We start from the raw sequence: 26,651 nt of genomic DNA, 5'->3' as shown, positions 1-26,651 counted from the left end.
CACATGGCACCTGTCTTGATCTTAATGGGCTCGCAGTCTGACTGGCCCGTCATGCAACATGCAGCACAAATGCTGAAAGACCTCGGCGTTGAATGGCGCGCTGAAGTTGTGTCTGCGCACCGCACCCCTGATTTATTGAAAACCACCATGGAACAAGCCGAACAAGATGGCGTTCCTGTGGTCATCGCTGGCGCCGGCGGCGCAGCACATTTGCCTGGCATGCTCGCGGCATTCACTGCTATTCCAGTATTGGGCGTACCGGTGCCGAGCAAACAACTGAAGGGCTTAGATAGCTTGCTGTCGATTGTACAAATGCCAAAAGGCGTCGCGGTAGGCACATTAGCAGTTGGCCCCGCTGGCGCTGCGAATGCTGGCTTATTAGCGGCACAAATTATCGGCTCATTTAATGTCGATGTTCGTCAACGTGTGCATGCATTTCGCGAGCAACAACGCGAGAAGGTGATGAACGGTCCGAAATTGGAGCTGCCTGAATCATGAAAATTCTGTTTATCGGTGATGGCCAATTAGGGCAGATGCTGGGTGCAAGCGCTATTAGTCATGGACACGAGTGTCTACTATTTAGTACCCGCAGCAACACCGTTAAACCGCTTTCAGCTCAGATTGATTTGCAGTTATCGCTAACCGACGCCATTGCTTGGGCTGATTTGGTGAGTTGGGAGCACGAAGATATTCCGGCGGATATCCTTGCCGCTGCGCACGACAAGTTTTTGATGGACCCAGCGCGAATTAAAAGCCTTACCGACCGCCGTGCTGAAAAGAAACTCTTTGATGATTGCCGTGTACCGACCTCGCCGTGGCAAACTTATAACAATGCGGATGAGCTTGAAAAAATTCTCAGTAAAGCAGAACAGCCGATGGTGCTAAAAGCCGCTCGTGGTGGTTATGATGGTAAAGGCCAATGGCGTTTCCGAATGGTGGATAACCCGAGCGAGTTAGCGCAACAGGCTGGTCAAGCGCCCGGTATTGCCGAGCATATGATTCCGTTTCACCGCGAAGTATCGCTAGTTGGAGCGCGCAGTAAAGATGGCAGCATTTGTTGCTATCCGCTAATTACCAATGTGCATGATCGCGGTATATTAAGTTATAGCCTCGGCGCCATTGATGTTGTCGACGAGCGCCTACAGAGTGTTGCTGAAGACTGTTTCCGTAAGCTCACGGATGCGCTGCATTACGTTGGTGTTTTAGCCATTGAGTTTTTTGTGGTAGGCGAAGGCGATGATGCACAACTGTTAGTGAACGAAATAGCACCGCGAGTACACAACTCAGGGCATTGGACAATGACCGGCGCGAATAGCAGCCAATTTGACTTACATATTCGCGCACTAACCGGGATGCCACTACCTTTATTGCGGTTAGAACCAACCCTCATGATTAACGTGATTGGCGCTGACCAAATTCCTGCCGGCTTATGGCATCACGCTGATACCGATTGCCATTGGTACAACAAAGAACCTCGCCCAGGCCGCAAGGTTGGCCATGTGAATATTCGCACAGCGAATCGCGATACGGCCATGACGTGGGTAGCGCAATGGGCAGAAAAACTTCAGGTTCTCGCTGACTAAGCGAGAACCTTCTGCAACCATGTATTTATGGCTTGCACCTGCTCGCCACATACCTGATGTTGCATTGCAAAGCTTTGATATTCGGCGTTGTAGCCCTGCTGTTTTAACCATTGATAGGCATGCTGTCCGAGTGCTTCAGGTACAACAGGATCTTGCGAGCCATGCTGCACCAAAATAGGGATATCATTGTTCGCTGCATGCGGTGTAATACTTTGATGCGTCGCTAAATAGGTTGAGAGCGCTAGCAAACCACGTAAGCGTTTGGGATAAGTTAGCGCTGCTTCATAGGCAACCGCGCCGCCTTGAGAAAAACCTGCCAATAAAATATTTTCGGCCGGAATACCACGTTCAATTTCACGCTCAATCAATTGCTGCACTGCTGCTGCAGAATCACGAAGCTGCTGCTCATCAACTTCACGCCCAAGTGACATGCTCAGAATGTCATACCAAGCAGGCATACGCATACCGCCATTAATAGTCACTGGTATTTGAGGTGCATGCGGGAATACAAATCGAACCGCAACCGGCGGTGTTAAATGCGGTACTAAGGGTGCAAAATCGTTACCATCGGCACCGAGACCATGTAACCAGATAATTGCATGCGTGGCCGGCTTCTGAGGTTCAATTTCTACACATGGAAGGTAAGACATATATACTCCACTAGTCTTCGTTTACTGGAAATTGTCGATTTTTACCAAGCCCACCGCTAATAGTGAGTTGCATGGCATCTGCGGGTGACATATCGAGTTTTTCGACGCTTTCGCGCGGCACAATAAGCATATAACCACCGACGTTGTAACTCATTGGCAGGAATACGGCGATGTGGTCTTCATCGAGCATAGCTGAAAGTCGATCGTCTTTTTGTCCTGGTTTTTTCGTGACGATGCCAATTAATTTCACGTCGGCACCGGGCAGTGTGACAAGTACAACAGACTCATCTGAAAAACTTTTGCCTGACATTAAATCAAACACATCAGTAATGGTGCCGTACAAACTGCGTAGAACTGGCATACGATGCATGATGTTGCCCGGCAGCTCCCATAGCTTGTTAATGAAGTTCCAGCGAGCACTAAAGCCAATGATAATGGCAAGTACAATGAAGCTTAAAAACGCTAAACCAGGGAAGTAATATTTGGTGCCAAGAATTGTTTCCCAAATAGGGCGCAACCATGACTCAATGGTCACTAAAAACCAATGAACCAGTGCGATTGTCACCACCAATGGGAGTAGAATGGTGAGACCTTTGAGTAAATACTGTATTCCACGTTTCATTTTGGTAATCTCAAGCAGAATGAAGGCATAGCTTAACGTCTTTTAGGGGGCATTATGAAGTTATTTGGCAGTTATACCTCACCATATGTGCGTCACTGCCGTATTGTGTTGACCCAGAACAATGACAAATTTGAATTTATTCCAACCGATTACACGCAAAGCGCGCAACAATCACCCACCCAACGTGTGCCGTTTTTACATGATGGCGAGGTGCAATTGACCGACTCAGCATCTATTTTGCGTTACCTACGCGAGCGTCATCAACAGCCATTTTGCGACGATGTTGCCGACTTCGACTTATTTTGTCTCGCAAATACGGCGCTTGATGCCACGGTGAATTTATTTTTACTCGAGCGTGATAATATAACTACCGAGAACAGCCCATATTTGCAGCGCCAAAAAGATCGAGTTCACTCCATCTTAACGGAGCTCGATCAGCGTGACTGGCCACAGCGAGAAACATACAGTGATGGGCAATTACGGCTCGCATGTTTTTTAAGTTGGGCACAATTTCGCGAGCGTATAAACGTTGCCGATTACCCAAGATTACAACAGTTTTTACTAGGCATGAATCATCAGCCTTGGTTTGCAAATACGCATCCAGCGCTGAGTTAAAAAATAATAACGAGGGGAGTTAAAGCACACATGAAATATCTAGCAGCTGTGGCTGGCGTTGCATTACTAAGCGCCTGTTCGCCACAACAAGAATCACACACGGAGACTGCGGTGGATGCAAATATCAGCTATCCAATGACAGTGCGCGGTAATGTTACCGATGAGTACTTCGGTACCGTTGTCGCTGACCCATACCGCTGGTTAGAAGATGACCGTTCGGCTGAAACCGAAGCGTGGGTAAAAGCGCAAAACGAAGTAACCTTTGACTATCTGGAGCAGATTCCTTATCGCGACCAAATTAAAGACCGTTTAGCTGAGCTTTGGAACTACGAAAAAGTTGGCGCACCGTTTAAAGAAGGTAAATACACCTATTTCTATAAAAATGACGGTTTGCAAAACCAGTACGTGGTGTACCGCACTGATGAAGAAGGCAACACTGAAGTATTTTTAGATCCAAATACCTTTAGTGAAGATGGCACCACCTCATTGGCAACCTTGAGCTTTTCAAAAGATGGTTCACTTGCTGCTTACGCTATTTCGGAAGGCGGAAGCGACTGGCGCAAAATTATTGTGATTGACGTTGAAACCAAAGAGCAACTTGAGCCGACATTGGTTGATGTGAAATTTAGCGGTATCTCTTGGTATGGCAACGAAGGTTTCTATTATTCAAGCTATGACAAGCCAGAAGGTAGTGAGTTGTCAGCGAAAACCGATCAACACAAGCTTTATTATCACCAGCTAGGTACTGACCAAGCCGATGACAAGGTTGTATTCGGCGGTACTGAAGCTGAGAAACATCGTTATGTTGGCGGCCAAGTTACCGACGATGACCGTTTTTTAGTGATCACCGCAGCAGTTTCAACTTCTGGTAACAAGTTATTTATTAAAGACTTAACGAATCCAGAAAGTGACATGGTCACAGTTCTTGACCACACTGATTCTGATACTTACGTATTGGATAATGTGGGTACCAAACTCTATTTGGTAACGGATTTGAATGCGCCGAACAAGCGCGTTGTAACGGTTGATGCAGCGAATCCTCAGCCTGAAAACTGGGAAGACTTCATTGCCGAAACTGAGCACGTGTTAAGCCCTTCAACTGGTGCTGGCTACATTTTTGCCGAGTATATGGTTGATGCAATTGCAAAGGTAGAACAATACAACTACGACGGCGAGCGTATTCGTGAAATTGAATTGCCAGGCGTTGGTAGTGTTGGCGGCTTCAGTGCGAAGCGTGAAGACGACGTGGTGTATTACACGTTTACCAACTACAACACCCCAGGTACCATTTATGCGTATGAGCCAGACGCTGGTGAATCTGAAGTATATGCTGAATCGAAAGCACAATTTGACAGCAACGCTTATGAATCGAAGCAGGTGTTCTACACGTCAAAAGATGGCACCGAAGTACCGATGATCATTACCTATAAAAAAGGTATGGAACTGGACGGAACCAACCCGACCATTTTGTACGGTTACGGTGGCTTTAATGTTAGCCTTACCCCAAGCTTTAGCATGACCAACGCAATGTGGCTTGAGTTAGGCGGGGTTTATGCAGTTGCTAACCTTCGCGGTGGTGGTGAGTACGGTAAAGATTGGCACAATGCTGGCACCAAAATGCAAAAGCAGAACGTGTTCGATGACTTTATTGCCGCGGCTGAATACCTCATTGAAGAAGGTTACACGTCAAATGGTAAACTTGCCGTACGCGGTGGCTCAAATGGTGGTTTGTTGGTTGGTGCGGTGATGACTCAACGTCCTGACTTAATGCAAGTGGCATTGCCTGCAGTGGGTGTACTCGATATGTTGCGTTACCACACCTTCACAGCTGGCGCTGGTTGGGCATACGACTACGGCACCGCTGAAGACAGCAAAGAAATGTTCGAGTACTTAAAAGGTTACTCACCAGTGCATAACGTTGAGTCGGGTGTGCATTATCCCGCAACGATGATTACCACGGGTGATCATGATGACCGTGTGGTTCCAGCACATTCATTTAAGTTCGCAGCTGAGCTTCAAGCGAAAGACTCGGGACCGAATCCACAGCTGATTCGCATTGAGACCAATGCAGGTCACGGTGCCGGTACCCCAGTATCGAAAACCATTGAGCAGTATGCTGATATCTATGGTTTCACCTTGTGGAATATGGGCATTAAAGAACTGAAGTAATTGCTAAGAGAGGCAAAACCCCGAACGTCTAGCGGCGCTCGGGGTTTTTTATTAGGGTTTTGGTTGTTCTGGGCCGTGGAGAATTTCGACACTGATGGCATCTTGCTCAATGGCACCAGGTAAGTCGGTTTCAAGTAGCTTTTGCACTTCGGCGAAAGGCTTGTTGAGCGCCATGACACCCCACGCCTGATTGCGGCCGTGAACTTTACCGGCATAAAGAACCATATCGGCAAGCTGCAATGTTTCTTCCCAATCCATTTGATTCTCATGCAAATCAGCAAACGGGTAACTAATAAAGCCAGCCGTTGCAGTTATCCAGATTTCACGGTCACCGGACTGAATTGGGGTGGAACCAATCACGTCGAGCATGCGTTTTGCCATTGCTGGCAGTTTGCTTTGCTCGGTATTGGTTAAATAAATCAAGAATTCTTCACCACCCCATCGGACAACGAGATCAGACTCTCGAGAAACTTGCAGAAGGCGTTTTGAAACTTCAACGAGCACGTCATCGCCAGCGGCATGGCCAAGGTTATCGTTAATACGTTTAAAGTGATCAACATCGAGTAATAACATCGCGTCGTGACCAACTTTATGTGGCGTTCTTAGTTTATTTTGTAAAGCGCGTCGGTTCAAAAGACCGGTTAATGGGTCGCGCACGGATTGCTCAGCTAGCTTACTATTCGCCACTTTTAATTCCCGGTTACTACGCTGCGCGGCACGGTATAACAGGACAACTAAAATCATCGCAAAAACAGCAACAACAACGAAAAGCGTTAAAATGGTGCGCTTTTGACTTTCATTTTCAATAAGCTGTTGGTTGAGTTCATTTTTTTGCGATAGCAGCTCGATCTGCATGGCTTTGTCTTTGCTATCATACAGATTCTGCAATTCAGCAATGCTCTTTTGCTGATCACCCTTGTATGCTTCTTCTCGCAATTCGCGCTGCTCTATCAATACATCGATTGCTTCGTCATGTAACCCAACATGAATAAGTGCGTCGGCATACTCTCCGAGTAGCTCTTCAAATTCAGATGGTGCCCACGCCTCGCGAGCAGCATCCACAATCTGACGCATTTCATTTAAACCCTGTTCGATTTCACCCAGGAAAACATCAACATAACCTAAATTAAATTGAATAATATCGGGTTTAAATTGTTGAGGGTTCAACTTAGCAACGGTGTAAGCTTCCTCTAATACGCGTCGAGCATCTTCGTAGCGGCCGATACGAATATCGACATCGCCCATATTATTGAGGACGGTGAGATAGTTCGCGACGTTATCGGGATTGTCTTTAAGTTGATCACGCAGGCGTGCGTAAATTCCTAACGCGCGGTCGAAGTTTTTACGATCGCTTTCAATATAGGCGCGCTGCAACATGATATCTGCGCCCACTTGCTTCATGAGGTCGTTTTCGTTTGCTAACTTTTCCGCATCATCGAGTTGCTCGATAGCTAAGTCATAACTTTTTTGCTGTGTGTAGAGATTCGCAATTTGCAGCTTGGTGGAAACCAGTCGAATTAGGGTTCGCGAATCATCTGTTTCAGCGACAGCATCGGCCGCATAAATGAGGTGTTCAAGTGCGCGATCAAACTGACTACGTTGCTGATAAAGATAAGCCGCTAAATTATTTACAAAATACTTCACACGAGGTATTTGCGCACTTTCAAGCGGAATTAAGGCGTCATTGAGATTTGCCATGGCTTGCGAAATTTTACCCTGCATGGCCACAATTAAGAGTGCCGTTGCTTCAACTTCAGCTATCGCGTCAGGTAAACCGCTTCGCTCAGCAATGCGACGAACCTCTTCAATTTGTTCTAATGCTTTTTCTTGGTCGCCAAGGTATGCGTAATCAAGGGCAATATAACTGAGGGTGCGAACACGCGTCATTACCGGTGTTTCAGCAGTAAGGTCGTCGCGAATTTCGGTTAACTGCTGGAGTGATGTTTCTGTATTGGCGGCATTAAGCACTGCATCGAGCCGATCTTCGATGGTTTGGTCTACAGCAGGAACAGTCGCTTCTTGGGCTGAAACGGTGGTAAACGACAGACCCAACAACAGTGCTATCAGAAACAAAAATTTAGGCATCCGCCCTCCAACTAGATGTTAACTTTGCCTAAAACATCGTCAGTTTGACACAAGTGGTCGGACGTGTGTGCCCAATTGCGGCGAATGGCGCGCTATGAACGTTCGTAAGATGGCATGTTAATCTTATGTGTTATACGCTCGATGATACCTCATTTTTTGAGCAAGTGTAACAACTTGTAACACTGATTTGTTGCGCATTTAGAAATGCGCCGTATAGTTAAATTTCCATCTCCTTCGGAATAACAACATGGCTTTAAAAAACCGTTTATATACAACTAGTTTAGTTCTTTCAGCGCTCTGGTTGGCTGCGTGTAGCCCAGCTTCACAAAATACTGCAACGAACGATACGACCGCACAACCACCGATAGCGGAACAACGCCCATATGTGGTTGAGTCACCACAAGGGAATCGTCAAGATCCATACTACTGGCTACGTGATGACAGTCGTACCGACGCTGATGTACTTGCGTATTTAGAAGCTGAAAACACGTACTACGATGCTTATCGTGCGGACTACACTGAACTGACAGAAACGCTCGAAAGCGAGATTATTGGCCGTATTAAACAAGACGATACTTCGGTGCCCTACCAGAAAGGTGACTACCTGTATTCGGTGAAATACGAAGCCGGTAAAGAGTATCCAATTTACGTGCGTGCTGACAAAGAAGGCACCGAGCAAGTCATGCTCGATGTGAACAAGCTGGCTGAAGGCCAAAGCTATATGAACGTTGGCAACTTGGCGGTTAGCCCAAATCAGCAATTGATGGCGTACATGGTCGATAACACCGGCCGTCGCCAGTATGAATTGCGTATTCGTGATTTAACAACGGGTGAAGATAACGCTCAGACTTTAACTGGCTTATCCGCTTCAATTGCGTGGGCGAAAGACAATGAAACATTATTCGTGATTGAAAATGATCCGCAAACCTTATTGTCTACTCGCGTAATGAAATATCGCATTGGTGAGCCGGCAGATACCGCTGAACTGGTTTATGAAGAGAAAGACAACACGTTCTACATGTGGGTGAACAACACCACGGACGGTGAGTACATTCAGATTAACTTGGATCAAACGGTTTCAACAGAAGTGCATGTATTGGATGCGGATGAGCCTGATGGCAAATTCCAAGTATTGGCGCCGCGAGAGCGCGATTTTCAGTATAGTGCTGATCACCTCGATGGTCGGTGGATTATCCGCACGGATTTAGATGCACCGAACTTTCAAGTCATGCAAGTTGCACATGAAGAAATTGGCGATAAGACAAAATGGCAGCCTCTAGTCGAGCATCGCGATGACGTATTCATTCAAGACTTCGCCGTGTTCAGTAATTACCTCGCCATTAACGAGCGTAGCGATGGCTTGCGTCGCATTCGCATCGTGCCTTGGGATGCACCAGACGAAGCGAAGTTTATTGCTTCCGACGAAGAAGCGTACGTCACCGTGTTTGAGCGTAACGTGCAACAAGATACCGACACCTTGCGTTATACCTACAGCTCATTAACCACACCGTCGACGGTATATGCTTACGATATGTCGACCGGTGAGCAAGAGCTATTAAAGCAAAACGAAGTACCAAACTTTGATGCAAGTCTTTATGAAACTGCACGCACTTGGGCAACCGCAGAAGACGGTACAAAAATTCCGGTGTCGCTGTTGTACAAAAAAGGCTTTAAGCAAGATGGTTCTGCGCCATTATATCAATACGCCTATGGCTCATACGGTAGTAGCTCTGACCCTTATTTCCGTTCCACCATTTTCAGCCTTGTCGACCGTGGCTTTGTTTACGCCATTGCTCACATTCGAGGTGGTCAAGAAATGGGTCGTCAATGGTATGAAGACGGTAAGCTTCTGAAGAAAATTAATACGTTTACCGACTACATTGACGTAACCAAGCACCTTGTTGCCGAAAAGTATGCACACCCAGACAAAGTTTTCGGCATGGGCGGCAGTGCGGGTGGCCTATTAATGGGCGCCGTGGCGAACATGGCACCGGAACACTATCGCGGCTTAATGGCCCATGTGCCGTTTGTTGATGTGGTAACCACCATGTTAGACGAGAGCATTCCGCTTACGACCAATGAGTTTGACGAGTGGGGTAATCCAAAAAATCAACCGTATTACGACTACATGCTGTCGTATTCACCGTATGACCAAGTGAAGAAGCAGGACTATCCGGCAATTTTGGTCACCACCGGATTACACGACTCGCAAGTTCAATACTTCGAACCAGCGAAGTGGGTTGCTAAATTGCGTACCCACAAAACCGACGCAAACCCGCTGATGTTCAAAACCAATATGAGTGCAGGACATGGTGGTAGTAGCGGTCGGTTTGCGCGAATGAAGGAAATTGCAGAAGAATACGCCTTCATCCTAAACCTACTGCAATAACGAAAAGCGTTATTGGTTGTTCGTTATTAGTTATTCGTGACCCGGCGTTTTACGCCGGGTCTTTTTTACGAACAACGATTAACGAATAACGATTAACGATTAACGAAGTTACCACTGGGCGTTGTGGTAGACGTTTTGAACGTCGTCACAATCATTCAGCATATCCAGCAACTTCTCCATCTGCGCAATATCTTCCTCACTTGTCAGGTCAGTCATCATTTGCGGTAGATATTGCACTTCGTCGACTTCAAACTCGATACCGTCGAAGGCGTCTTGTAACGCAACTTTCGCTTTATGTGATTCGGTGTGCGGTGTGAATACGGTAATAAAGCCTTCGTCTGTTTCAATGTCGGTCACATCAACATCGGCCATCATCAGGGCTTCAAGCGCCGCGTCTTCATCGTCGCCAGCGAATCGCAAGATAGCGCAGTGATCAAACATGTGGGAAACGCTACCCGGTGCGCCGAGCTTGCACTTGGTTTTGGTGAAGCAGTTACGTACTTCACCAATGGTGCGGTTCGGGTTATCTGTAAGCGCGTCAACCATAACCATACAATTGCCTGGACCAAAGCCTTCATACATGGCTGGCGAGTAATCTTCACCGGCACCGCCTTTGGCTTTATCAATCGCTTTTTCGATAACGTGTGCGGGAACTTGGTCCTTCTTGGCGTTATCAATCAAGCTACGTAACTGCAAGTTCGCATCGGGGTCGACTCCGCCTTGCTTTGCCACGACATAAATTTGACGACCGTACTTGCTGTAAACTTTGCTTTTTGCAGCGGCCGTTTTGGCTATCGAATCTTTTCGGTTTTGATACGCGCGACCCATAAATTGCTCTCAATCATGTTTGGTTATAAATGAAGTTGGCAATTTTATACCCAGTTACAGGTGATAATCCAGCTTAAACCAGAAAGTACGACCTGGTTCGTTGACCTGTGTGGTTTGTTCGAACCCGGCAACTGGCATTCTTGTCAACTTGATTCATACTTAAACAGTAATTCGGTAGGAGCTAAAACATTTGACCATTCGGGATATTTTAACGGCAATCATACTACTGCTCATTACGGTGCTCGCTAACAGCTTCATTTGGCTAAACGGCGCGGCAACGAACCCTTATGCCGTGTTGATTCTCGTCCCGATGGCGGCAGCCATGTTGCTCTTACCATTTCGTTTAGCATGGTTGGTCATTGTTGTGGGTGTCGCAGGGCAACTGATGCAGCTACAGGCGCCACTACCCACTCATCATCAGATGGATACCCACTATAGGGCAATGGTGTATGGTCAAATTTTCGCTGGCTTGCTCCTTGGGGTGACCTTACATATCTTGCGCGTGCGCATTGTGCGTCAGCAACAAGCCTTACGAGCCTTGCATCAGCGCCAACATCGCGACGAACAATTGGTAACTATTGGTACCGCTGCGGCGCAATTCAGTCATGAGGTTGCCACGCCCATCCAGACCATACAGTTTATGCTTGAAGATGTGCGGCAACGCTATCCAAACGATGAAGACTTGCAGCGAGCAGAGCAGCAAATTAAGCGTATTCACAACTTGCTATTAGATTGGCGGCAAGTGGCCGAAGATGTTTGGACTCACCGTGTACTTGAGCTGCAAGTAAACGAACTCGTTGAGCAGGTTCGCGATGCATTGCTGATTGCCCGTCCCGATATTCGTGTGCATTGGCATGACGATGAACAGCCTGGCTGTGTTATTCAAGCAGATCGAACATTAATCCCAGCCATTTTAAGCTTGTTGCACAACGCTGCCGATGCAGCGCCGCTCGATTCGAAAATCGACGTTAAAACGCAAGTTGTTGAGAACACTTGGCAGATGATTATTCGTAATGAGGGCGAGCCACTTGATGCTCCTCGAAAGCGTGGGTTAGGGCGAGAGCTGCTGCCAAGTAGCCGTGGTGTTGGCGCTGGCGCGATGCTGAGTTATGCATCCTTTGAGCGGTTCGGCGGTACTGTAAGTTGGCATGTTGAGTCGGGGCACACCGTGACTGAGATTTGTATGCCAGTGGAGGCTCGTCATGGCTGACACCGTGCTGATTATTGATGATGACATTAACCTGCTGCAGGCGCTGAGTAGTCGGCTGGAACGTGCGGGCTATCAAGTGGTGACAGCAGCGACGAAAGCCGAGCTCGATATGCAGCCTTGTGCGCAAGTCGATCATATTCTTTTAGATTTAAAGTTCGGTGAAACGAACGGTTTAGAGTTAATCAAACCATTGAAAATGCGGTTTAATCCTAAGAATCTAGTGATTTTAACTGGCTATGCGAGTATTGCCACATCAGTAGCAGCGATTAAGGCTGGAGCGACCGATTATCTTGCCAAGCCAATACAAACGCAGGTTCTGCTGCAAACCCTGGCAACAGACGAGGAATTGCCGCCTGAGTTGAGTGACCAGCCACTGACTCCAGCCCAATTAGAGTGGGAACACATTCAACGTGTTATGCAAGAACACCAAGGTAATATTTCTGCCACCGCAAGGGCGCTCGGTATGCACCGCCGCACTTTGCAACGCAAATTAAGCAAGCATTCACCTATTAAGCAATAATCAAACTATACGGGTTTAATCCGTGTAAAAAGTAGTTTAGTATTTACTAAATTAATCAATTTTCTTGATGAGGTTGAGTGATGTCAGCAGTACAAGTGAAAGCATTTTTGGACGATGACAGCGAAACGTTTAGCTATGTGGTTTACCGTGAGGATGAACGAAAAGCCGTTGTTATTGATCCGGTCTTAGATTTTGACTACAAGTCGGGTCGTACGAGCACACGCGGCGCTCAACGCTTAGTTGATTTTGTCAAAGCTGAAAAATTGCAAGTAGAATGGGTGTTGGAAACGCATGCGCATGCCGATCACTTATCTGCAGCTCCGTTTGTGAAAGAGCAGGTTGGTGGCCAAATTGGCATTGGCGAGCACATCAAAGATGTGCAGAAAATTTTCAAAGATGTGTTTAACCTCGAAAAAGAATTCCTACCGAATGGTCATCAGTTTGATCATCTATTCAAGGATGGTGAAACGTTTAAAGTCGGCTCGATGACGTTTCGTGTCATGCATACTCCAGGGCATACCCCAGCAGATTTGTGTTACATCGTCGATGAAGAGAAAATTTTTGTGGGCGATACGTTATTTATGCCTGATGTTGGTACCGCGCGTTGCGATTTCCCTGGCGGAAGCGCAAGCACACTGTATCAATCGATTCAGAAAATTTTGGCATTACCTGAAACAACGGAAATTTATATTTGCCATGATTATCCGACACAAGGGCGCGAGCATGAGTTTAAGACTACCGTGGCGCAGCAACGTCAACACAGCAAGCACGTTCACGATGGCGTGACGGAAGCTGAATTTGTGAAAATGCGTGAGGAACGCGATGCGACCTTAGAGATGCCGCGGCTGATTTTGCCGTCAATTCAGGTTAATATTCGGGCGGGACACATGCCGCCAGCAGACGCAGACGGCAAAGTGTATTTAAAATTGCCGATTGACCAACTCTAAGCAAGCGTCAATCTCCACCGCAAAGGTGAGTTGTGACTCATATTAAACCGGCATTGTTTTGGCTTGTCGGCATTCTAACGTTAACACCTTGGATCAGTGCGCCGGTTGCTTTAATTCTCGGCGCGCTGATGGCCCACTTCAGTGCCATTCCGCCGTATATTCAACCAAGTATATTGGTGAAAAAACTACTCGCAATTGCGATTGTGGCGTTGGGCTTTGGTGTGCAACTCAATGTGGCTTGGCAGGTGACCAGTGATTATTTTGCATTGATGGTCACTAGCATTGTGGTGACTTTGCTGCTGGCGCTGGGGCTCGGTCGACTATTTAAAATGGACACCACCACGAGTCACCTGTTGGGTTCAGGTACGGCCATTTGTGGTGGTAGTGCGATTGCGGCAGTGGCCCCAGCCATTCATGCCAGAAACGATCAAATGGCTCTAGCGCTGGCCAGTGTATTTACTCTCAACGCTGTTGCCTTGTTAGTTTTCCCAATCATTGGCACCGCTTTGGGTCTCAACGAACAAACATTTGGTGTGTGGGCGGCCATTGCCATTCATGATACCAGTTCGGTGGTCGGCGCGGCACAAGCATACGGCGACCACGCATTACAAGTGGCGACAACGTTAAAACTGGCGCGAGCTCTTTGGATCATTCCATTGGCACTCATTTCGGCGCTTGTCTACCAGCACATGACGAAAACCGAAGGACAACGCAACATCACTGTTCCGTGGTTCATTCCTGGTTATATTGTTGCCATGCTGTTTGCGTCTTTGCTACCGCAGCTTGAAACCTTTTACAGCGCTACGTTTAGCGTTGGTAAGCAGTTACTGGTTTTCTGTTTGTATTTGGTGGGGGCGAGCATTACCGTCGAACGGCTTAAAGCAGCTGGCTGGCGTCCGCTGCTTTTGGCCGTTGTGTTATGGTTTGTTATTGCGACGCTATCGTTAGTGTGGCTTACAGTACTGACTGGCTGAGTACAAAAATAGCCATTAAAATCAGAAACACAGCAAATGCCTTTTGCAGTTTCTGTCGCGGTAAACGTGCGCCAATCCACGCGCCGGCGTAACTTCCGGCAATACCGGCAACCGAAATAATGGCAATAATGGTCCAATCGAATTCATAGCCTTGCGCACTGAGGGCAGAATAGTATTTGGCAAAGCCAACAAACGATTTCAGCGCAATAATCATCAAGCTGGTACCGATGGCAAGAATCATCGGAACGCCACCCAAAAGGACTAAAGCCGGAACAATCAAAAAGCCGCCGCCAACACCAACGAAACCAGTGATTGCCCCTACCAAAAGACCATCAATAACAACGCGGATAACTTTCACATCTTTAGGGGTATCGGTCGTGCTGCGACCGCGCCACATCATCACCGAGGCAATAGCCATCAGCACAACGAATACTAAGAGCTGAATGCGGCTATCAACCGCCGCACCGCCCCATGCGCCAGCGTAGGCACCAATCATGCCCGGTATACCAAACAACCAAACGTGTGGCCATGAGACGATCTTCTTTCGAGCACTTAATAACCCGCCAAACAAACTGATGAATGCAACAATCAACAAAGACGAAGCAATGGCGAGATTGGCCGGCATGTTCACCAAATACAGTAGCACTGGCACCGTCAGAATTGAGCCGCCCGAGCCGAAAATACCTAAGCTCAAGCCGATTAGAACCGCACCAATAATTGCTTGAATCATGCTTACCACTCCACATTGCGACGCTCACATAACAATTTAAATGAACGCTGAATTCAATCGAACGAAACGATTGCTTGTATCGATTGTCGATACTTGCAGAGCGTCATCATAGCACCTATACATTAGAGTCAATCAACAAGAGGATATAGCAATGGGATTACGTATTGGCGATATCGCACCTAACTTTAAAATTGAAACCACCAAAGGTGAAATTGATTTTCATGAGTGGTCAAAAGGTTCTTGGGTATTCTTTTTTAGTCATCCTGCCGACTATACGCCGGTGTGTACCACAGAAATGGGACGTACATCGCAGCTTGCAGGTGAGTTTGAGAAGCGTGGTGTGAAACCTTTGGGTCTTTCAACGGATACCGTTGAAGAACACTTAGGTTGGATTAACGACGTAAATGAAACACAAAACACCAACCTGCAGTTTCCAATTGTCGCAGACAAAGACAAGAAAGTAGCCGCGCTGTATGAAATGATTCATCCAGGCGAAAGTGAGACCGCGGCGGTGCGTTCGGTGTTTATCATTGATCCGAACCACAAAATTCGTCTAACCATGACCTACCCAATGAGCGTTGGTCGTAACTTCACCGAGATTCTACGTGTGATTGACGCATTGCAAACCGGCGACCAATTCGGCGTGGCGTGTCCGGCTGATTGGCAAGTGGGCGGTGATGTGATCATTCCACCTAGCGTATCGATGGAAGACGCAAAGAAAAAATTCCCACAAGGTTTTAAAACCGTGAAGCCTTATTTGCGTTACACTAGCGTAAACAAATAACCTTCAATTGATGAATGATTGCGACCGCCTACTCAACAAGTTTTGATACGTTACTCCCCGCGCTTGAGGCATGGGTAACCGAAGCTGAACGCGAGGCGGCGCAAACTTATCGACAAGAGCCACGTCAACAGCAATTTCTTGCTGGGCGTGGCTTATTACGTTGGCTTGTCTGCACTACTTGGCATTGTGCTGCCGGCGCTGTATCGATAACCCGCCAAGAAAACGGTGCGCCGTTACTCTCTGTTGGGGGGCAAACATGGCAGTGCTCAATTAGTCATACCAAGGGTGCCGTTTTAGTTGCCGCAAGCCCTGAATATGTGGTTGGTGTTGATGTTGAACGCATTAAACCTCGCAAGCGTTTAGCTGAACTTGTCGCGAATTACCAAGATGGTTTTTTTGCCGATTTGTCTGCTGAGCATTGGCAACGATTTTTTGAACGGTGGACTCTTGCTGAGGCGGTGACAAAGGCTGAGCAGGGGCTGCTGTTACAAACACTCAAACGGCCAGTTGCGAACTACCAAACTGATGCGACACATGAACACCACGATGATTTTATGTTGTGTTGTTACACGCCGAAATTTACCGACTCAGTCACTTTTCAACGCTTTCCCAGCTAAGCCTTCAATGGTAATCTTGCTTTCATAATCCTTTATACGATCTACCATTAACGAGAGCGCCATGACTCCAGAACAAGCAAAGCAATTGGTTGAAATGCAAATTGCATTTAACCAAGTCATCGATCCGTCTTATCCGGAAAATCCGCAAGTAAAACGCGACGACGTGAAAGCAATATTGGTCGAACTCGGCGAGTATTTTGAGCATACAGCTTACAAATGGTGGAAGAAGCAATCAGCCGATTGGGCGCAAGCCAATATGGAGCTCATCGATATCCTGCATTTCGCCATATCTGATGCGGTCGAAAATGCCTGTGCGCGAGGCTTGAATCATGAACAGGCGGCAGAAGAAGTTGCTGCACTGGTTCTTCAAGGCGCCACTGGCGGGGCAACCATTAACGATGGTAAAGAAATCGTCGTCGCCCTTGCGAAAGATGGCGATGCGACCAAAGCGTTACAGTGCGGAAGTGCTTTTTTCGCGACATTATTTGCCGCGCTCATTGATGCTTATGGTGATGCGAACACAGTTTACCTGACTTATATTGGTAAAAATGCCCTGAATAACCTACGTCAACAACGCGGATATAAGCAGGGTACTTACATTAAAATGTGGCAAGGTCGTGAAGATAACGAAGTGATGATGGAGTTGCTTGAGGCGCACGAAGAAGCAATTATTAATGCGCCTCAACCATTACAACAAGCTCAGCAGTTGCTTCTTAGTCACTATGACGAGCAAGTCGCTTAAGATGCTTTAACGAAGCGCAGCAACGTTTCATTGTTGTTGCGCAATTGCAACGTGTTGCCATTGTCACCCACTTCGAAACCGGTCACTTGATCAAGCGCTTCAAATAGCGCTTGCTCGGCTGACATCTGTTCCTGCGAGCACATCATTTTCGTAGCGGCTAACGGATTAAAGCTGAGCCCCTCACCACTTAATTGAAAGTTACCTTGAAAACGATTGCAGCCACTGTAACCAAATACCGAATTGTCACTCATAAACTGAATGGTCGGCGGCTTATCGAGCTCACTAGCGTGTAACTGCCACGATGCCCCCGAAAGGAGTCGTTGTGGCTCACCCGCACAGCCACTGAACGATGTATCATCACGGGTTAATTTTGCTGTGTATGGATAAGGCATGCCGGACATGGAGTCGCGACAGATAACGTCTGAAATTTGCAGTACTTCGTCAGTGCGTAGTTTTATTTCCCAAGTATTTCGAGAGGTATCGTTCAGTCGAGACGTTTCTATTTTCGGGTAATCACGATCCCCAGTAGGCTGACGTAGCGATGCGCTACCATTATTGACGTGCACAAGCCAGAAGGGCTCGTTGCCGCGCGCACTAAATTGTTGCGGAAGGCTTGCTTTGTCGATACACAGCGGATAAGGCTGCCCAGCGATGGTTAACTGTGCTTGTGAGCCTTTATTCCAAAACTCAAGCTCTTGTTGTTGGTTAACGTATAGCGCGCCAGATGCACTCGTTTTGGCATCGAGCGCAACACGTTGATCGCCAAACCGAAGTTCGACGTTTTGATTTGAAAAGGTTGCTTCTACGTCAAGTGCACCGCAACCGTACTCAACTGTGGTCGATTGCGGTGCGTTATCACAACCTGTTAAAACAATGATGCTACCAAGCGCTGATAATGCATAAATCAAACGCATCTTAGAATCCTTCACCTAACTGACGCCCATGTTATCTGTTATGACCGTGTTTCAAGTGAATGATTCCATTTTTTAATAATCGTCTTTTTTATCTCTATTCTTCCGTTTATCGTTCTCTTTCATGCGATCTTTCATTGCCTTCGCACGGTCTTTTTCAGACTTTTCCATTTGTTTATACGCTTCGCGCTCTTCCTTATGCATTTCGCGCATCATTTCCATCTCTTCTTTGTGCATTTCACGCAGCGTTTTTTCTTCGTCCTTATGAATTTCACGCAAGAGCTTACTATCCTCTTTCATCATTTGAGCTTGGGTCTTGCGATCACGTTTCATCATCTCCATTTCCGCCTTACGTTGTTCACGCATGGCTTCCATTTCTGCTAGGCGAGCTTCTCGATGTTGCTGATCCATCATTTTAGTTTGCTCGCGCATTTGCTCAGAATCTTGGCTTTGTTGTGCCATTGCTGATGAAGAAAGTACTGCCATTACAATAAAAACTGAAAGTTTAACGTAGTTCATAATCAATTCTCCGTAATTACAGGTCATCTGCACTGCTCGCTGAGTATAGTTCAACTTTCAAATAGCAAATTGAAGCTTTACCTTTTCTTGATAAGGCACAGATATTTTCTTTCCTTTGAGCGATCTATTGACTACTTTCTTTAGTAATAACTAAAAAACATCGGAGGCTTTATGGTCAACGTCGGAACACCGGATCGGATTATTCGAATTATCATTGGAATTGCACTGATTGCATGGAGCGTTTCTGCGGGAAATCTGTGGTGGATTCTTGGTGCAGTCGTACTTGCAACGGGTATCTTTCGTTTTTGTGGATTGTACAAAGTATTGGGTATCAATACCTGTTCAGTAAAATAAGCTGTTTCAAGGAGAAAGTAGTTCCATGTTAAATATGGATTTCTCACAACGAATTGTGATTCGAAGCGCTGAGCTTGATTGGGTCAAAAGCCCAGCCGGTGGTGTGTTGCGTAAGCCGCTTGAACGCGAAGAAGCAGAACGTGGCCGCGCAACCAGTATTGTAAAGTATGAGCCCGGCGCTTCCTTTCAAACCCATCAACATCCGTTGGGCGAAGAGATTTTTGTACTCGATGGCGTCTTCTCCGATGAGCATGGCGACTACCCAGCCGGTACCTATATTCGCAACCCACCGGGCTCATCGCATGCCCCATTTAGTGAGCAAGGTTGTACATTATTCGTCAAGCTCCACCAATTTTCTGATACTGACCGTAATGTGGTGCGTATTGATACCAAAAATACGCCTTGGCTACCTGGGCAGGGAAATTTAGAGGTGATGCCACTACATAGTCATGAAACTGAACATTGCGCGTTGGTGAAATGGCCAGCCGGCGAAGTATTCAAACCACATCGGCATTTCGGCGGCGAGGAAATCTTGGTGCTAAGCGGCGAGTTTATTGATGAGAACGGGCGCTACCCAACTGGAACATGGATACGCAGCCCACACCTAAGTACGCATACGCCATTCGTTGAGCAGGAAACAATCATCTACGTAAAAACCGGTCACTTACCGTTATCACCAACCTAAAATGCGCGGCCAAATTTCGCGTTGATGTTGCGTGGTTTCCACCACGTAATGTTGGTGCATGGCTGCAGTCGCACACGCGTGATTTGGCAATACACGTAGCTGGGTACCAATGGGGAAGTCTTGCACGGTGCGACTATCTGGTAGCGCAATAACCCCATGTTCTTGATTAACTTTGGTGACGCAAACATTGTCTAGCGGAACGCCGTTTCTGTCGCAGACAAGGCCGTAACCAAAATCTTGGTTTTGCGATGCCGTGCCACGGTCGCGTGACAGAGCCATCCAACCGGCATCGACCAATACCCAGTTTTTTTCTGCGTTATGGCCAATGATCGTCGTTACAACCGACATGGCGATATCGCTGAGAGTGCAGACGCCGAGGTTATACATAACCAAATCAAATGTGGTATACACCCCAGCGCGAACTTCGGTGATGTTGCTTAGATCTTCGGCAAAATGCGCTGTTGGTGTCGAGCCGACGCTGAGAATCGGGCAATCAATGCCAAGCTCACGAATTTGTTCTGCTGCTAGACGAATTGCCGCGCATTCTTGTGCTGCGGCTTGCGCAATCTCTGCCGTTGTTGTTGCAGAATACGAGCCGCCCGAATGCGACATAACACCGGTAACAATCATGCCATTATCGTGAAGTAATTGGGCTATACGACCGATGAGTGCGCTGTGCGGAGGCAACCCACCGCGATGGTCGTCGCAATCAATTTCAATGAACACAGAAAATGAAACACCATGGTTTCGACCGTAATCGACGACCGCTTCGGCTTGCGTAATGCTATCAAGCAATATATGTAACTGAACGCCACGTTCAAGCAGCGCTCGAACTCGGCTAAGTTTATTCGCACTGATACCTACGGCGTATAGCAAGTTGCTATAACCCGCATCGGCAAAAGCCTCGGCTTCTGCTAAGGTCGATACCGTTGCCGGTGAGGATAAATCTGGTAATAAATAGCCCGCTGCATCTATCGAGCGTAAGGTTTTGAGATGCGGCCGTAGCTGACACCCAAGCGCCGAAATACGTTGTTGTAATCGCTCAACATTACGAAGGAAACGTTGCTGGTCGATCAATAAAAAAGGCGTTTGTTCAGTTTCAAGCCACGGCACAACATCAGTCATGGATACAACCTATAGGTAATCAAAATTGGTTACGAAGATAACTCCGATGTACAAGCAGGGCAGCGTTTTGCCGCTAACGGAATGCTTGTTGCACAAAATTCACAGGTTTTTGTAGTGACCGGCGCAGCCTCTTCTTTCGTGCGTAGTGTGTTCATGCCTTTCACAAGGAAGAACACAGCAAATGCTACTATCAAAAAGCTAATGGTGTTGGTAATAAATAAACCATAATTTATTGTTACCGCACCGGCAGCTTGGGCATCAGCAAGCGCCACGTAAGGGCCCGCATTCTCGACACCTTCGCGTAAGACAACAAACATATCGGTGAAGTCGACACCACCGAGCAACAAGCCAATCGGTGGCATAATAATGTCTGAAACAAAGCTTTTCACAATTGTACTAAAAGCTCCGCCAATAATAATACCTACAGCCATATCGACAACATTACCTTTCATGGCAAATTTTTTGAATTCATTCAACATAAGCGTCATCTCACTGTAAATAGCCGTAACCCATTGTTGCGGCAGTGTTATATGTTATAGGCGATATTTGGGATAAAAGATATGTTCAGAGCCAGATTACACACTACGGCGAAACACTAACTTTTTCTGAAAGCGATAACTCAGCAGAAAAACAATGATTTCTGCAACGGGTTTCCCAATAAATGGGGATAATCCAACAGCGTAAAGGGTTTTCGTAAATAGATAATTTGCGAGGACAAGCACAATAGCGAGTGTGGTGTATTTCAACGCATCAGTGGCGAGCGAACGGCCTTTACCAAATACCCATTGTCGGTTGAGTGTGAAGTTAAAAATGCCGGAAACAAGTCTTGCGGAGGCAATTGCGAATAGAATTTCTCCAGTCAATCCATAAACGAGAGCGAATAAACCATAGTCTAGCGCTGCCGATGCAATACCGACACCAGAAAACTTCAGGAATTTTTTATAAATTAGGATGGAGTCTTGCAATGGGCGAAAGTGACTGCTGGCGTTACCTTGTTCATAAACGGTCGTGATCTCAATCGAGCGAAATGGAACCTCTTCCTGCTTAGCTAAAATCAGCATATCAAGTTCAAACTCATAGTGATCGCTTGGCGTGTGAACCAATGCATTGAGCAACTTGATTGGAATGCCACGTAATCCGGTTTGGGTGTCAGGGATATGAATACGCAAGCCCAGACGAAAGGTATAACGAGCAAACGTATTGCCAAGCCATGAACGAAACGGAATACCTCGGCGTTTGAAATTTCGGCTACCAAGCCAGAGTTCCTGAGGGTTCTGGCGAAATTGATCCAGAACCCGAATAATATCTGTCGGTAAATGCTGGCCATCTGCATCCGCAGTTATCGCGCCGAGACTGTTGGGTTTATTATCGAGTACCCACTGAAAACCAGATTTCAGCGCGGCACCTTTGCCACGATTATCGTCATGGGTGAGTACATGCAAATTATCAATTTGCGGTAATCGGGAAAAAACATCAGCGCTGGCGCTACCGTCATTGATGACGACAATACTGTCATAGTGTTGGCGAAATTCCTGCAACGCTTCAATTAAGTGCAGTAGTTCGTTATTTGGATTGTATGCAGGTATTACGATGACTGGCTTTGACACAAAGTCCTCATCCTTTGGTTTGTGGTTATTAAGATAATGACCACAAACCGGGATGAGCGCAATATAAAGGTCGTTTGCTAACGGCCTATTCAGCTGAATTTAAGTAGCGGTCAATCACCTCAGTGATACGTTTATCCATGGGTTCTACTTTGCTTGGAAAACTCGTTACCTGTTTTCCATTTGCCGAAACAATGTATTTATGAAAGTTCCAGCCAGGGGCTTGCTCGGTAGCTTGAGTCAGTGCTTTGAAAATTGTATTTGCTTCGTCGCCTTTTACCGATGTTGTTGCCATCATTGGAAACGTGACGCCAAAATTAACGAAACAAACCGTTGCTGTCTCTTCCTCTTCGTTATGCTCTTGGCGAAATGAGTCGGAAGGGAATCCTAAAATAACGAAGTCTTCTTCTTTGTAGGCTTGATAGAGCTCCTCAAGCCCTTCGAACTGGCCTGTGTAGCCGCATTTGCTTGCCGTATTTACCACCATCACGACGCGATTCTTTGTTAGCTCGCATAAGTTGTGATTATCTTTCGAGTGTAACGCTCGCATACTGTGGTCGAACGTTGCTAAACATTCTTTATCCGTTGTAGCAAAGCTCTGTGCCGCACGCTGCGCTGTTGTCACTTCTTTTTGCGTGCCACCGGCAACAGCTGAAAATAAGGTAACACCAGCAATGCCTGCTGCCGCAATTAGCGCAATGCGCTTGCCAATTTTAGTTTGAACCGGTTGCTTCATTGTAAAAAGCTCCACAACAATTTGATGAAAGATGAACTACAACATACGACGATCACCAAGTAATAGCGATATCGTGATAAAAACGATCACTTTGATCGCGATGACATATGAGCCATATCAAGTTAGCGCCGCCACGAGGCTTCACAGTAATCTTCGTTATAGCTAATTTCAAACTTTCCATCATAGGCTTGTTCTAGCGCATGACCAATTCGCTTTGGATGGTGACCATCCGTGAAAGTAAGCACTGTTTCATCAGCATCAGAGTGCAGATCAATAAGTCGGTTCAGAGGGTGTTGTTTGGTTTCGACTTCGATGACGTGTCGAACAAGCCCGAGCACTTCATCTCGGTGCGCTTGAAAAAAATCACCGGCAAGCATCAAGCGACCGTTTGACTGCCCATTTTGAATTAATTCGCATGCCGGGCAGATTACCTCTGCTGCATCAGGTTCTGGCCGCTCGAGCCACTGCCAACGAGAATTTTGATACACCACACCACACTGTGAACAAACCGACGGACTCTTTAATTTGTGTGGCGATAATTTGGGTTGCCAAACGCCTCGTTGACCAAGCGTTTTTTGCGGATCTTTGGGAAAGTGAGAGCTCATGATTGACCTCCTCGATACAACTCGCTGTACCAATAGTGAACGAAGTATAGTTAGTGATTGTGAGACTGTCGAACTTCCCTCTCGAAAACAAAATTAGTTAGTAATAATGCGTTGAATCACATGATGTTTGCGTTCGAGGAAAACGGCCAGTTGTAAAATTGTGTTAACTTGATAACAACAACTAAAGACAACAAAAAGGCATTGTTTATGAACAAACCTTCCGCATTGAATGCATTGGTATTAGCGCTGGGGCTTGGCTCGTTTTTGTTAAGTTCAGCGCCGATTAATGCTAATCCAGTTAAAATTGATTACCAGCAGCCAAGTCAGGGGCTAATTGATATTGTTGATGCTGCTCCGTCACCTGGCGGTAGTTTGAGTCCAAATGGTGATTTGCTGATGGTGATGAACTATCCGTCGCTGCCAACTATTGCGGACGTTGCCGCTGACGAGCTGAAACTGGCCGGACGTCGCATCAATCCGGCCAACTATACAGTTAGCCAAGCTCGATACATAAGCTCGTTAGGGTTCGTTGATGTCGATTCAGGCGAGAGTCTGCGCATTAAAGGGTTACCTGAAGAATTGAAAATTATTGGCGCCAGTTGGGCGCCTAATGGCGACTATGTCGCGTTTGCACAAATGACAGCTGAAAACGTTGAACTTTGGCTTGTCGATATTGAAAAAACTCGAGCGAAGCGTTTAACCAAGCAGTCGTTGAATGCCGTTTGGGGGCCGATGCTAGAGTGGCGCCATGATAGTGCAGGATTGTATACCTACACCGTAGCAAGTGGGATGAAGAAACCAGCGCTGAAGACAGTACCGACCGGCCCAGTCATCACTGAGAGTATGGGGCGTAACGCTCCTGGTCGTACCTATCAAGATTTGCTGCAGAATAAACAAGATGAGTTGCTGTTTGATTATTATTTCACCAGCCAAATCAGTTTTGTTGGCGTGAATGGTCGTACGAAAGAAGTCGGTGAGCCGGCTATTTATCGTAGCGTAAGCACCTCGCCAAACGACGAGTTCTTGCTGGTTGCGAATATTGAACGCCCATACTCTTATGCCGTGCCTTGGTACCGCTTCCCAGTCACAACAAAAGTCTGGAATACGAGTGGCAAAGCGGTTTATACCGTTGCTGAGCAACCGTTGGCCGATAACTTACCGATCGCTTTTGACGCGGTTGAACAAGGACGCCGCTCGATTAGCTGGCGTAACGACGCGGATGCCACCTTAGTTTGGGCAGAAGCCGCCGACCAAGGCGACCCAGCTGTTAAAACTGAAATTCGTGACCGCGTGTATCAACAAGCAGCGCCGTTTAACGAAGAGCCGCAAAAACTACTCGATTTAAGCAAGCGATACTCGCGTTTATTGGCTGCTGATGCTGACACCATGTTGGTGTGGGAACGTTGGTGGGCGGACCGCGATGAGAAGCTCTGGTTGGTGGATGGTACAGGCGCAGCCGAGCCGAAACTTGTTTGGGAACGCTCGTGGGAAGATCGCTATAACGATCCAGGTCAACCGTTCACCGTGCAACAAGATGGTCGAACGTTACTGTATGTTGATGGCGACAATATGTTGCTAAGAGGTGCTGGCGCTTCCGACGAAGGCGACCGTCCATTTGTGGACAGCTACAGCCTTGCAACCGGCGAGAGCGAACGTTTGTGGCGCAGTGAAGCACCATATTTTGAGCAGCCGCGTGACATCATTGATGCCGAAGAGCTTACCTTCTTGACGCAACGTGAAGGTGTCGATGATCCTGCAGACTTCTATGTTCGCGATCTCGATGACAACAAACTTCGTGCTTTGACAGAAACGCCGCACCCTATGCCACATACATTAGGCATTACGCGCGAACTGATTACTTATAAGCGTGAAGATGGCTTGCCAATGTCTGCGGAGCTGTATTTACCCGCTGGTTATGACAAAGACCGCGATGGTCCATTGCCGACTATGGTTTGGGCTTATCCACGCGAATACAAGAGTTCAGCTGCCGCAGCGCAAGTTTCGGGTTCGCCATATGAATTCGTTCGCATTAGTTATTGGGGTCCGCAATACCTCGCGACGCAAGGCTATGCGGTGCTTGATAGCGCCACCATGCCAATTGTTGGGGAGGGTGATAAACAACCGAATGACACCTTCATTGAGCAATTGGTGATGAACGGTAAAGCGGCGATTCAAGCGGGTGTTGAGCGCGGTGTGACCGATCCAGAACGTGTAGCACTTGGCGGGCACTCCTACGGCGCCTTTATGACAGCAAACATGCTGGCGCACAGTGATTTGTTCACCACCGGTATCGCTCGAAGTGGCGCGTACAACCGCAGTTTGACGCCATTTGGCTTCCAGCGTGAAGAACGTACTGTTTGGGATGACCCTGATTTGTACATTCGCATGTCACCGTTTTTCCATGCGCATAAAATCAACGAGCCATTGTTGATGATTCATGGTTCTAACGATAACAACTCAGGTACTTTCCCGATGCAGTCTGAGCGTCTGTATCAAGCCATTAAAGGCTTAGGTGGCAGTTCGCGCTTGGTGATGTTACCGCATGAGTCTCATGGCTATCGTGCACGTGAATCAATTCTGCACATGTTGTGGGAGCAAACACGCTGGCTCGATACCTACTTAAAAGAAGAGAAGTAAATTTTATTTT

The 26,651-nt window shown here is 47.0% G+C and carries 27 protein-coding genes; 15 read left to right on the top strand and 12 right to left on the bottom strand.

The genetic code is table 11. The features are described from left to right. The first annotated feature begins 3 nt into the window (after window positions 1–3). Together purE and CWI76_RS07705 are read left to right on the top strand one after the other, a co-directional pair. A complete protein-coding gene (gene purE, locus CWI76_RS07710) occupies window positions 4–498 on the top strand; it encodes a 5-(carboxyamino)imidazole ribonucleotide mutase (RefSeq protein ID WP_126759756.1) in 495 nt (164 codons plus the stop codon). Beyond that, the gene (locus CWI76_RS07705; protein WP_126759755.1) at window positions 495–1,583 is read left to right on the top strand and encodes an ATP-grasp domain-containing protein; all 1,089 of its coding nucleotides are present in this window, start codon (window positions 495–497) and stop codon (window positions 1,581–1,583) included. Before purE ends, CWI76_RS07705 begins: the two co-directional genes overlap by 4 nt. Here CWI76_RS07705 and CWI76_RS07700 read toward each other — a convergent pair. Continuing rightward, window positions 1,580–2,233 (bottom strand): alpha/beta hydrolase, encoded by a 654-nt coding sequence (locus tag CWI76_RS07700; RefSeq protein WP_126759754.1) that lies wholly within the window; start codon window positions 2,231–2,233, stop codon window positions 1,580–1,582. The two genes, CWI76_RS07705 and CWI76_RS07700, sit on opposite strands and share 4 nt — an antisense overlap. Window positions 2,234–2,243: 10 nt before the next feature. Further along, the gene (locus tag CWI76_RS07695) at window positions 2,244–2,855 is read right to left on the bottom strand and encodes a DUF502 domain-containing protein (protein ID WP_126759753.1); all 612 of its coding nucleotides are present in this window, start codon (window positions 2,853–2,855) and stop codon (window positions 2,244–2,246) included. 54 nt (window positions 2,856–2,909) lie between these two features. Between CWI76_RS07695 and CWI76_RS07690 the strand changes: the two genes are divergently transcribed. Together CWI76_RS07690 and CWI76_RS07685 are read left to right on the top strand one after the other, a co-directional pair. Further along, the gene (locus CWI76_RS07690; RefSeq protein ID WP_126759752.1) at window positions 2,910–3,470 is read left to right on the top strand and encodes a glutathione S-transferase family protein; all 561 of its coding nucleotides are present in this window, start codon (window positions 2,910–2,912) and stop codon (window positions 3,468–3,470) included. 30 nt (window positions 3,471–3,500) lie between these two features. Next, on the top strand, window positions 3,501–5,639 hold the full coding sequence (locus tag CWI76_RS07685; RefSeq protein ID WP_126759751.1) for a prolyl oligopeptidase family serine peptidase: 2,139 nt from the start codon (window positions 3,501–3,503) through the stop codon (window positions 5,637–5,639). A 51-nt stretch (window positions 5,640–5,690) separates the two neighbouring features. Here CWI76_RS07685 and CWI76_RS07680 read toward each other — a convergent pair whose 3' ends face one another. Further along, complete coding sequence (locus CWI76_RS07680; RefSeq protein ID WP_126759750.1) at window positions 5,691–7,724, bottom strand: tetratricopeptide repeat-containing diguanylate cyclase; 2,034 nt, start codon at window positions 7,722–7,724, stop codon at window positions 5,691–5,693. A 247-nt stretch (window positions 7,725–7,971) separates the two neighbouring features. Here CWI76_RS07680 and CWI76_RS07675 point away from each other — a divergent pair, with 247 nt between their 5' ends. Continuing rightward, window positions 7,972–10,113: a S9 family peptidase gene (locus tag CWI76_RS07675; protein ID WP_126759749.1), complete on the top strand. Its 2,142-nt coding sequence runs from the start codon at window positions 7,972–7,974 to the stop codon at window positions 10,111–10,113. A gap of 108 nt (window positions 10,114–10,221) precedes the next feature. Here the strand turns inward: CWI76_RS07675 and CWI76_RS07670 are convergent, their stop codons facing one another. After that, window positions 10,222–10,941 (bottom strand): YebC/PmpR family DNA-binding transcriptional regulator, encoded by a 720-nt coding sequence (locus tag CWI76_RS07670; protein WP_126759748.1) that lies wholly within the window; start codon window positions 10,939–10,941, stop codon window positions 10,222–10,224. 190 nt (window positions 10,942–11,131) lie between these two features. On the opposite strand from CWI76_RS07670, the gene CWI76_RS07665 reads away from it, so the two are divergent. From CWI76_RS07665 to CWI76_RS07650, 4 genes are all read left to right on the top strand, one after another. Next, the gene (locus CWI76_RS07665) at window positions 11,132–12,151 is read left to right on the top strand and encodes a sensor histidine kinase (RefSeq protein WP_126759747.1); all 1,020 of its coding nucleotides are present in this window, start codon (window positions 11,132–11,134) and stop codon (window positions 12,149–12,151) included. After that, entirely contained in the window at window positions 12,144–12,671 is a 528-nt protein-coding gene (locus CWI76_RS07660) for a response regulator transcription factor (RefSeq protein WP_126759746.1), read from the top strand. Before CWI76_RS07665 ends, CWI76_RS07660 begins: the two co-directional genes overlap by 8 nt. A gap of 80 nt (window positions 12,672–12,751) precedes the next feature. Then, window positions 12,752–13,618 (top strand): MBL fold metallo-hydrolase, encoded by an 867-nt coding sequence (locus CWI76_RS07655; RefSeq protein WP_126759745.1) that lies wholly within the window; start codon window positions 12,752–12,754, stop codon window positions 13,616–13,618. 32 nt (window positions 13,619–13,650) lie between these two features. Then, window positions 13,651–14,592 carry a YeiH family protein gene (locus CWI76_RS07650; protein ID WP_126759744.1) on the top strand — a complete coding sequence of 314 codons (942 nt, stop codon included), beginning with the start codon at window positions 13,651–13,653 and terminating at the stop codon, window positions 14,590–14,592. On the opposite strand, the gene CWI76_RS07645 is transcribed toward CWI76_RS07650, so the two are convergent. Beyond that, window positions 14,573–15,322, bottom strand: a complete 750-nt coding sequence (locus CWI76_RS07645) for a sulfite exporter TauE/SafE family protein (RefSeq protein WP_241967987.1) — start codon at window positions 15,320–15,322, stop codon at window positions 14,573–14,575. The genes CWI76_RS07650 and CWI76_RS07645 overlap by 20 nt on opposite strands. Before the next feature lie 151 nt (window positions 15,323–15,473). On the opposite strand from CWI76_RS07645, the gene CWI76_RS07640 reads away from it, so the two are divergent. The 3 genes from CWI76_RS07640 (at window position 15,474) to CWI76_RS07630 (ending at window position 17,465) form a co-directional block, all read left to right on the top strand. Further along, on the top strand, window positions 15,474–16,106 hold the full coding sequence (locus tag CWI76_RS07640; RefSeq protein ID WP_126759743.1) for a peroxiredoxin: 633 nt from the start codon (window positions 15,474–15,476) through the stop codon (window positions 16,104–16,106). A gap of 14 nt (window positions 16,107–16,120) precedes the next feature. Further along, the gene (locus CWI76_RS07635; protein ID WP_126759742.1) at window positions 16,121–16,723 is read left to right on the top strand and encodes a 4'-phosphopantetheinyl transferase family protein; all 603 of its coding nucleotides are present in this window, start codon (window positions 16,121–16,123) and stop codon (window positions 16,721–16,723) included. A 61-nt stretch (window positions 16,724–16,784) separates the two neighbouring features. Continuing rightward, complete coding sequence (locus tag CWI76_RS07630) at window positions 16,785–17,465, top strand: dUTP diphosphatase (protein ID WP_126759741.1); 681 nt, start codon at window positions 16,785–16,787, stop codon at window positions 17,463–17,465. Here the strand turns inward: CWI76_RS07630 and CWI76_RS07625 are convergent. Together CWI76_RS07625 and CWI76_RS07620 are read right to left on the bottom strand one after the other, a co-directional pair. Then, complete coding sequence (locus tag CWI76_RS07625) at window positions 17,462–18,379, bottom strand: META domain-containing protein (RefSeq protein ID WP_126759740.1); 918 nt, start codon at window positions 18,377–18,379, stop codon at window positions 17,462–17,464. The genes CWI76_RS07630 and CWI76_RS07625 overlap by 4 nt on opposite strands. A gap of 72 nt (window positions 18,380–18,451) precedes the next feature. Then, window positions 18,452–18,895 (bottom strand): hypothetical protein, encoded by a 444-nt coding sequence (locus CWI76_RS07620; protein ID WP_126759739.1) that lies wholly within the window; start codon window positions 18,893–18,895, stop codon window positions 18,452–18,454. A 171-nt stretch (window positions 18,896–19,066) separates the two neighbouring features. Here CWI76_RS07620 and CWI76_RS07615 point away from each other — a divergent pair, with 171 nt between their 5' ends. Together CWI76_RS07615 and CWI76_RS07610 are read left to right on the top strand one after the other, a co-directional pair. Further along, window positions 19,067–19,249, top strand: a complete 183-nt coding sequence (locus CWI76_RS07615) for a YgaP family membrane protein (protein WP_126759738.1) — start codon at window positions 19,067–19,069, stop codon at window positions 19,247–19,249. A 25-nt stretch (window positions 19,250–19,274) separates the two neighbouring features. Further along, window positions 19,275–19,934 (top strand): cupin domain-containing protein, encoded by a 660-nt coding sequence (locus CWI76_RS07610; protein ID WP_126759737.1) that lies wholly within the window; start codon window positions 19,275–19,277, stop codon window positions 19,932–19,934. On the opposite strand, the gene CWI76_RS07605 is transcribed toward CWI76_RS07610, so the two are convergent. From CWI76_RS07605 to CWI76_RS07585, 5 genes are all read right to left on the bottom strand, one after another. Further along, entirely contained in the window at window positions 19,923–21,059 is a 1,137-nt protein-coding gene (locus CWI76_RS07605; protein ID WP_126759736.1) for a DSD1 family PLP-dependent enzyme, read from the bottom strand. The genes CWI76_RS07610 and CWI76_RS07605 overlap by 12 nt on opposite strands. Before the next feature lie 29 nt (window positions 21,060–21,088). Continuing rightward, window positions 21,089–21,538: a large-conductance mechanosensitive channel protein MscL gene (gene mscL / locus CWI76_RS07600; RefSeq protein WP_126759735.1), complete on the bottom strand. Its 450-nt coding sequence runs from the start codon at window positions 21,536–21,538 to the stop codon at window positions 21,089–21,091. Between the two features lie 96 nt (window positions 21,539–21,634). Next, window positions 21,635–22,666, bottom strand: a complete 1,032-nt coding sequence (locus CWI76_RS07595; RefSeq protein ID WP_126759734.1) for a bifunctional glycosyltransferase family 2/GtrA family protein — start codon at window positions 22,664–22,666, stop codon at window positions 21,635–21,637. 85 nt (window positions 22,667–22,751) lie between these two features. Then, window positions 22,752–23,399, bottom strand: coding sequence for a glutathione peroxidase (locus CWI76_RS07590; RefSeq protein WP_241967986.1), 648 nt, complete (start codon window positions 23,397–23,399; stop codon window positions 22,752–22,754). A 122-nt stretch (window positions 23,400–23,521) separates the two neighbouring features. Continuing rightward, window positions 23,522–24,004, bottom strand: coding sequence for a BCAM0308 family protein (locus CWI76_RS07585; RefSeq protein ID WP_126759733.1), 483 nt, complete (start codon window positions 24,002–24,004; stop codon window positions 23,522–23,524). A 207-nt stretch (window positions 24,005–24,211) separates the two neighbouring features. On the opposite strand from CWI76_RS07585, the gene CWI76_RS07580 reads away from it, so the two are divergent. After that, complete coding sequence (locus CWI76_RS07580) at window positions 24,212–26,641, top strand: S9 family peptidase (RefSeq protein ID WP_126759732.1); 2,430 nt, start codon at window positions 24,212–24,214, stop codon at window positions 26,639–26,641. Window positions 26,642–26,651 lie beyond the last annotated feature (10 nt).

It is taken from the genome of Pseudidiomarina marina, assembly GCF_003987045.1.
GTDB lineage: Bacteria > Pseudomonadota > Gammaproteobacteria > Enterobacterales > Alteromonadaceae > Pseudidiomarina > Pseudidiomarina marina.
The sequence above is the reverse complement of the archived record's forward strand: the minus strand, read 5'-3'. Positions and strand labels throughout refer to the sequence as shown.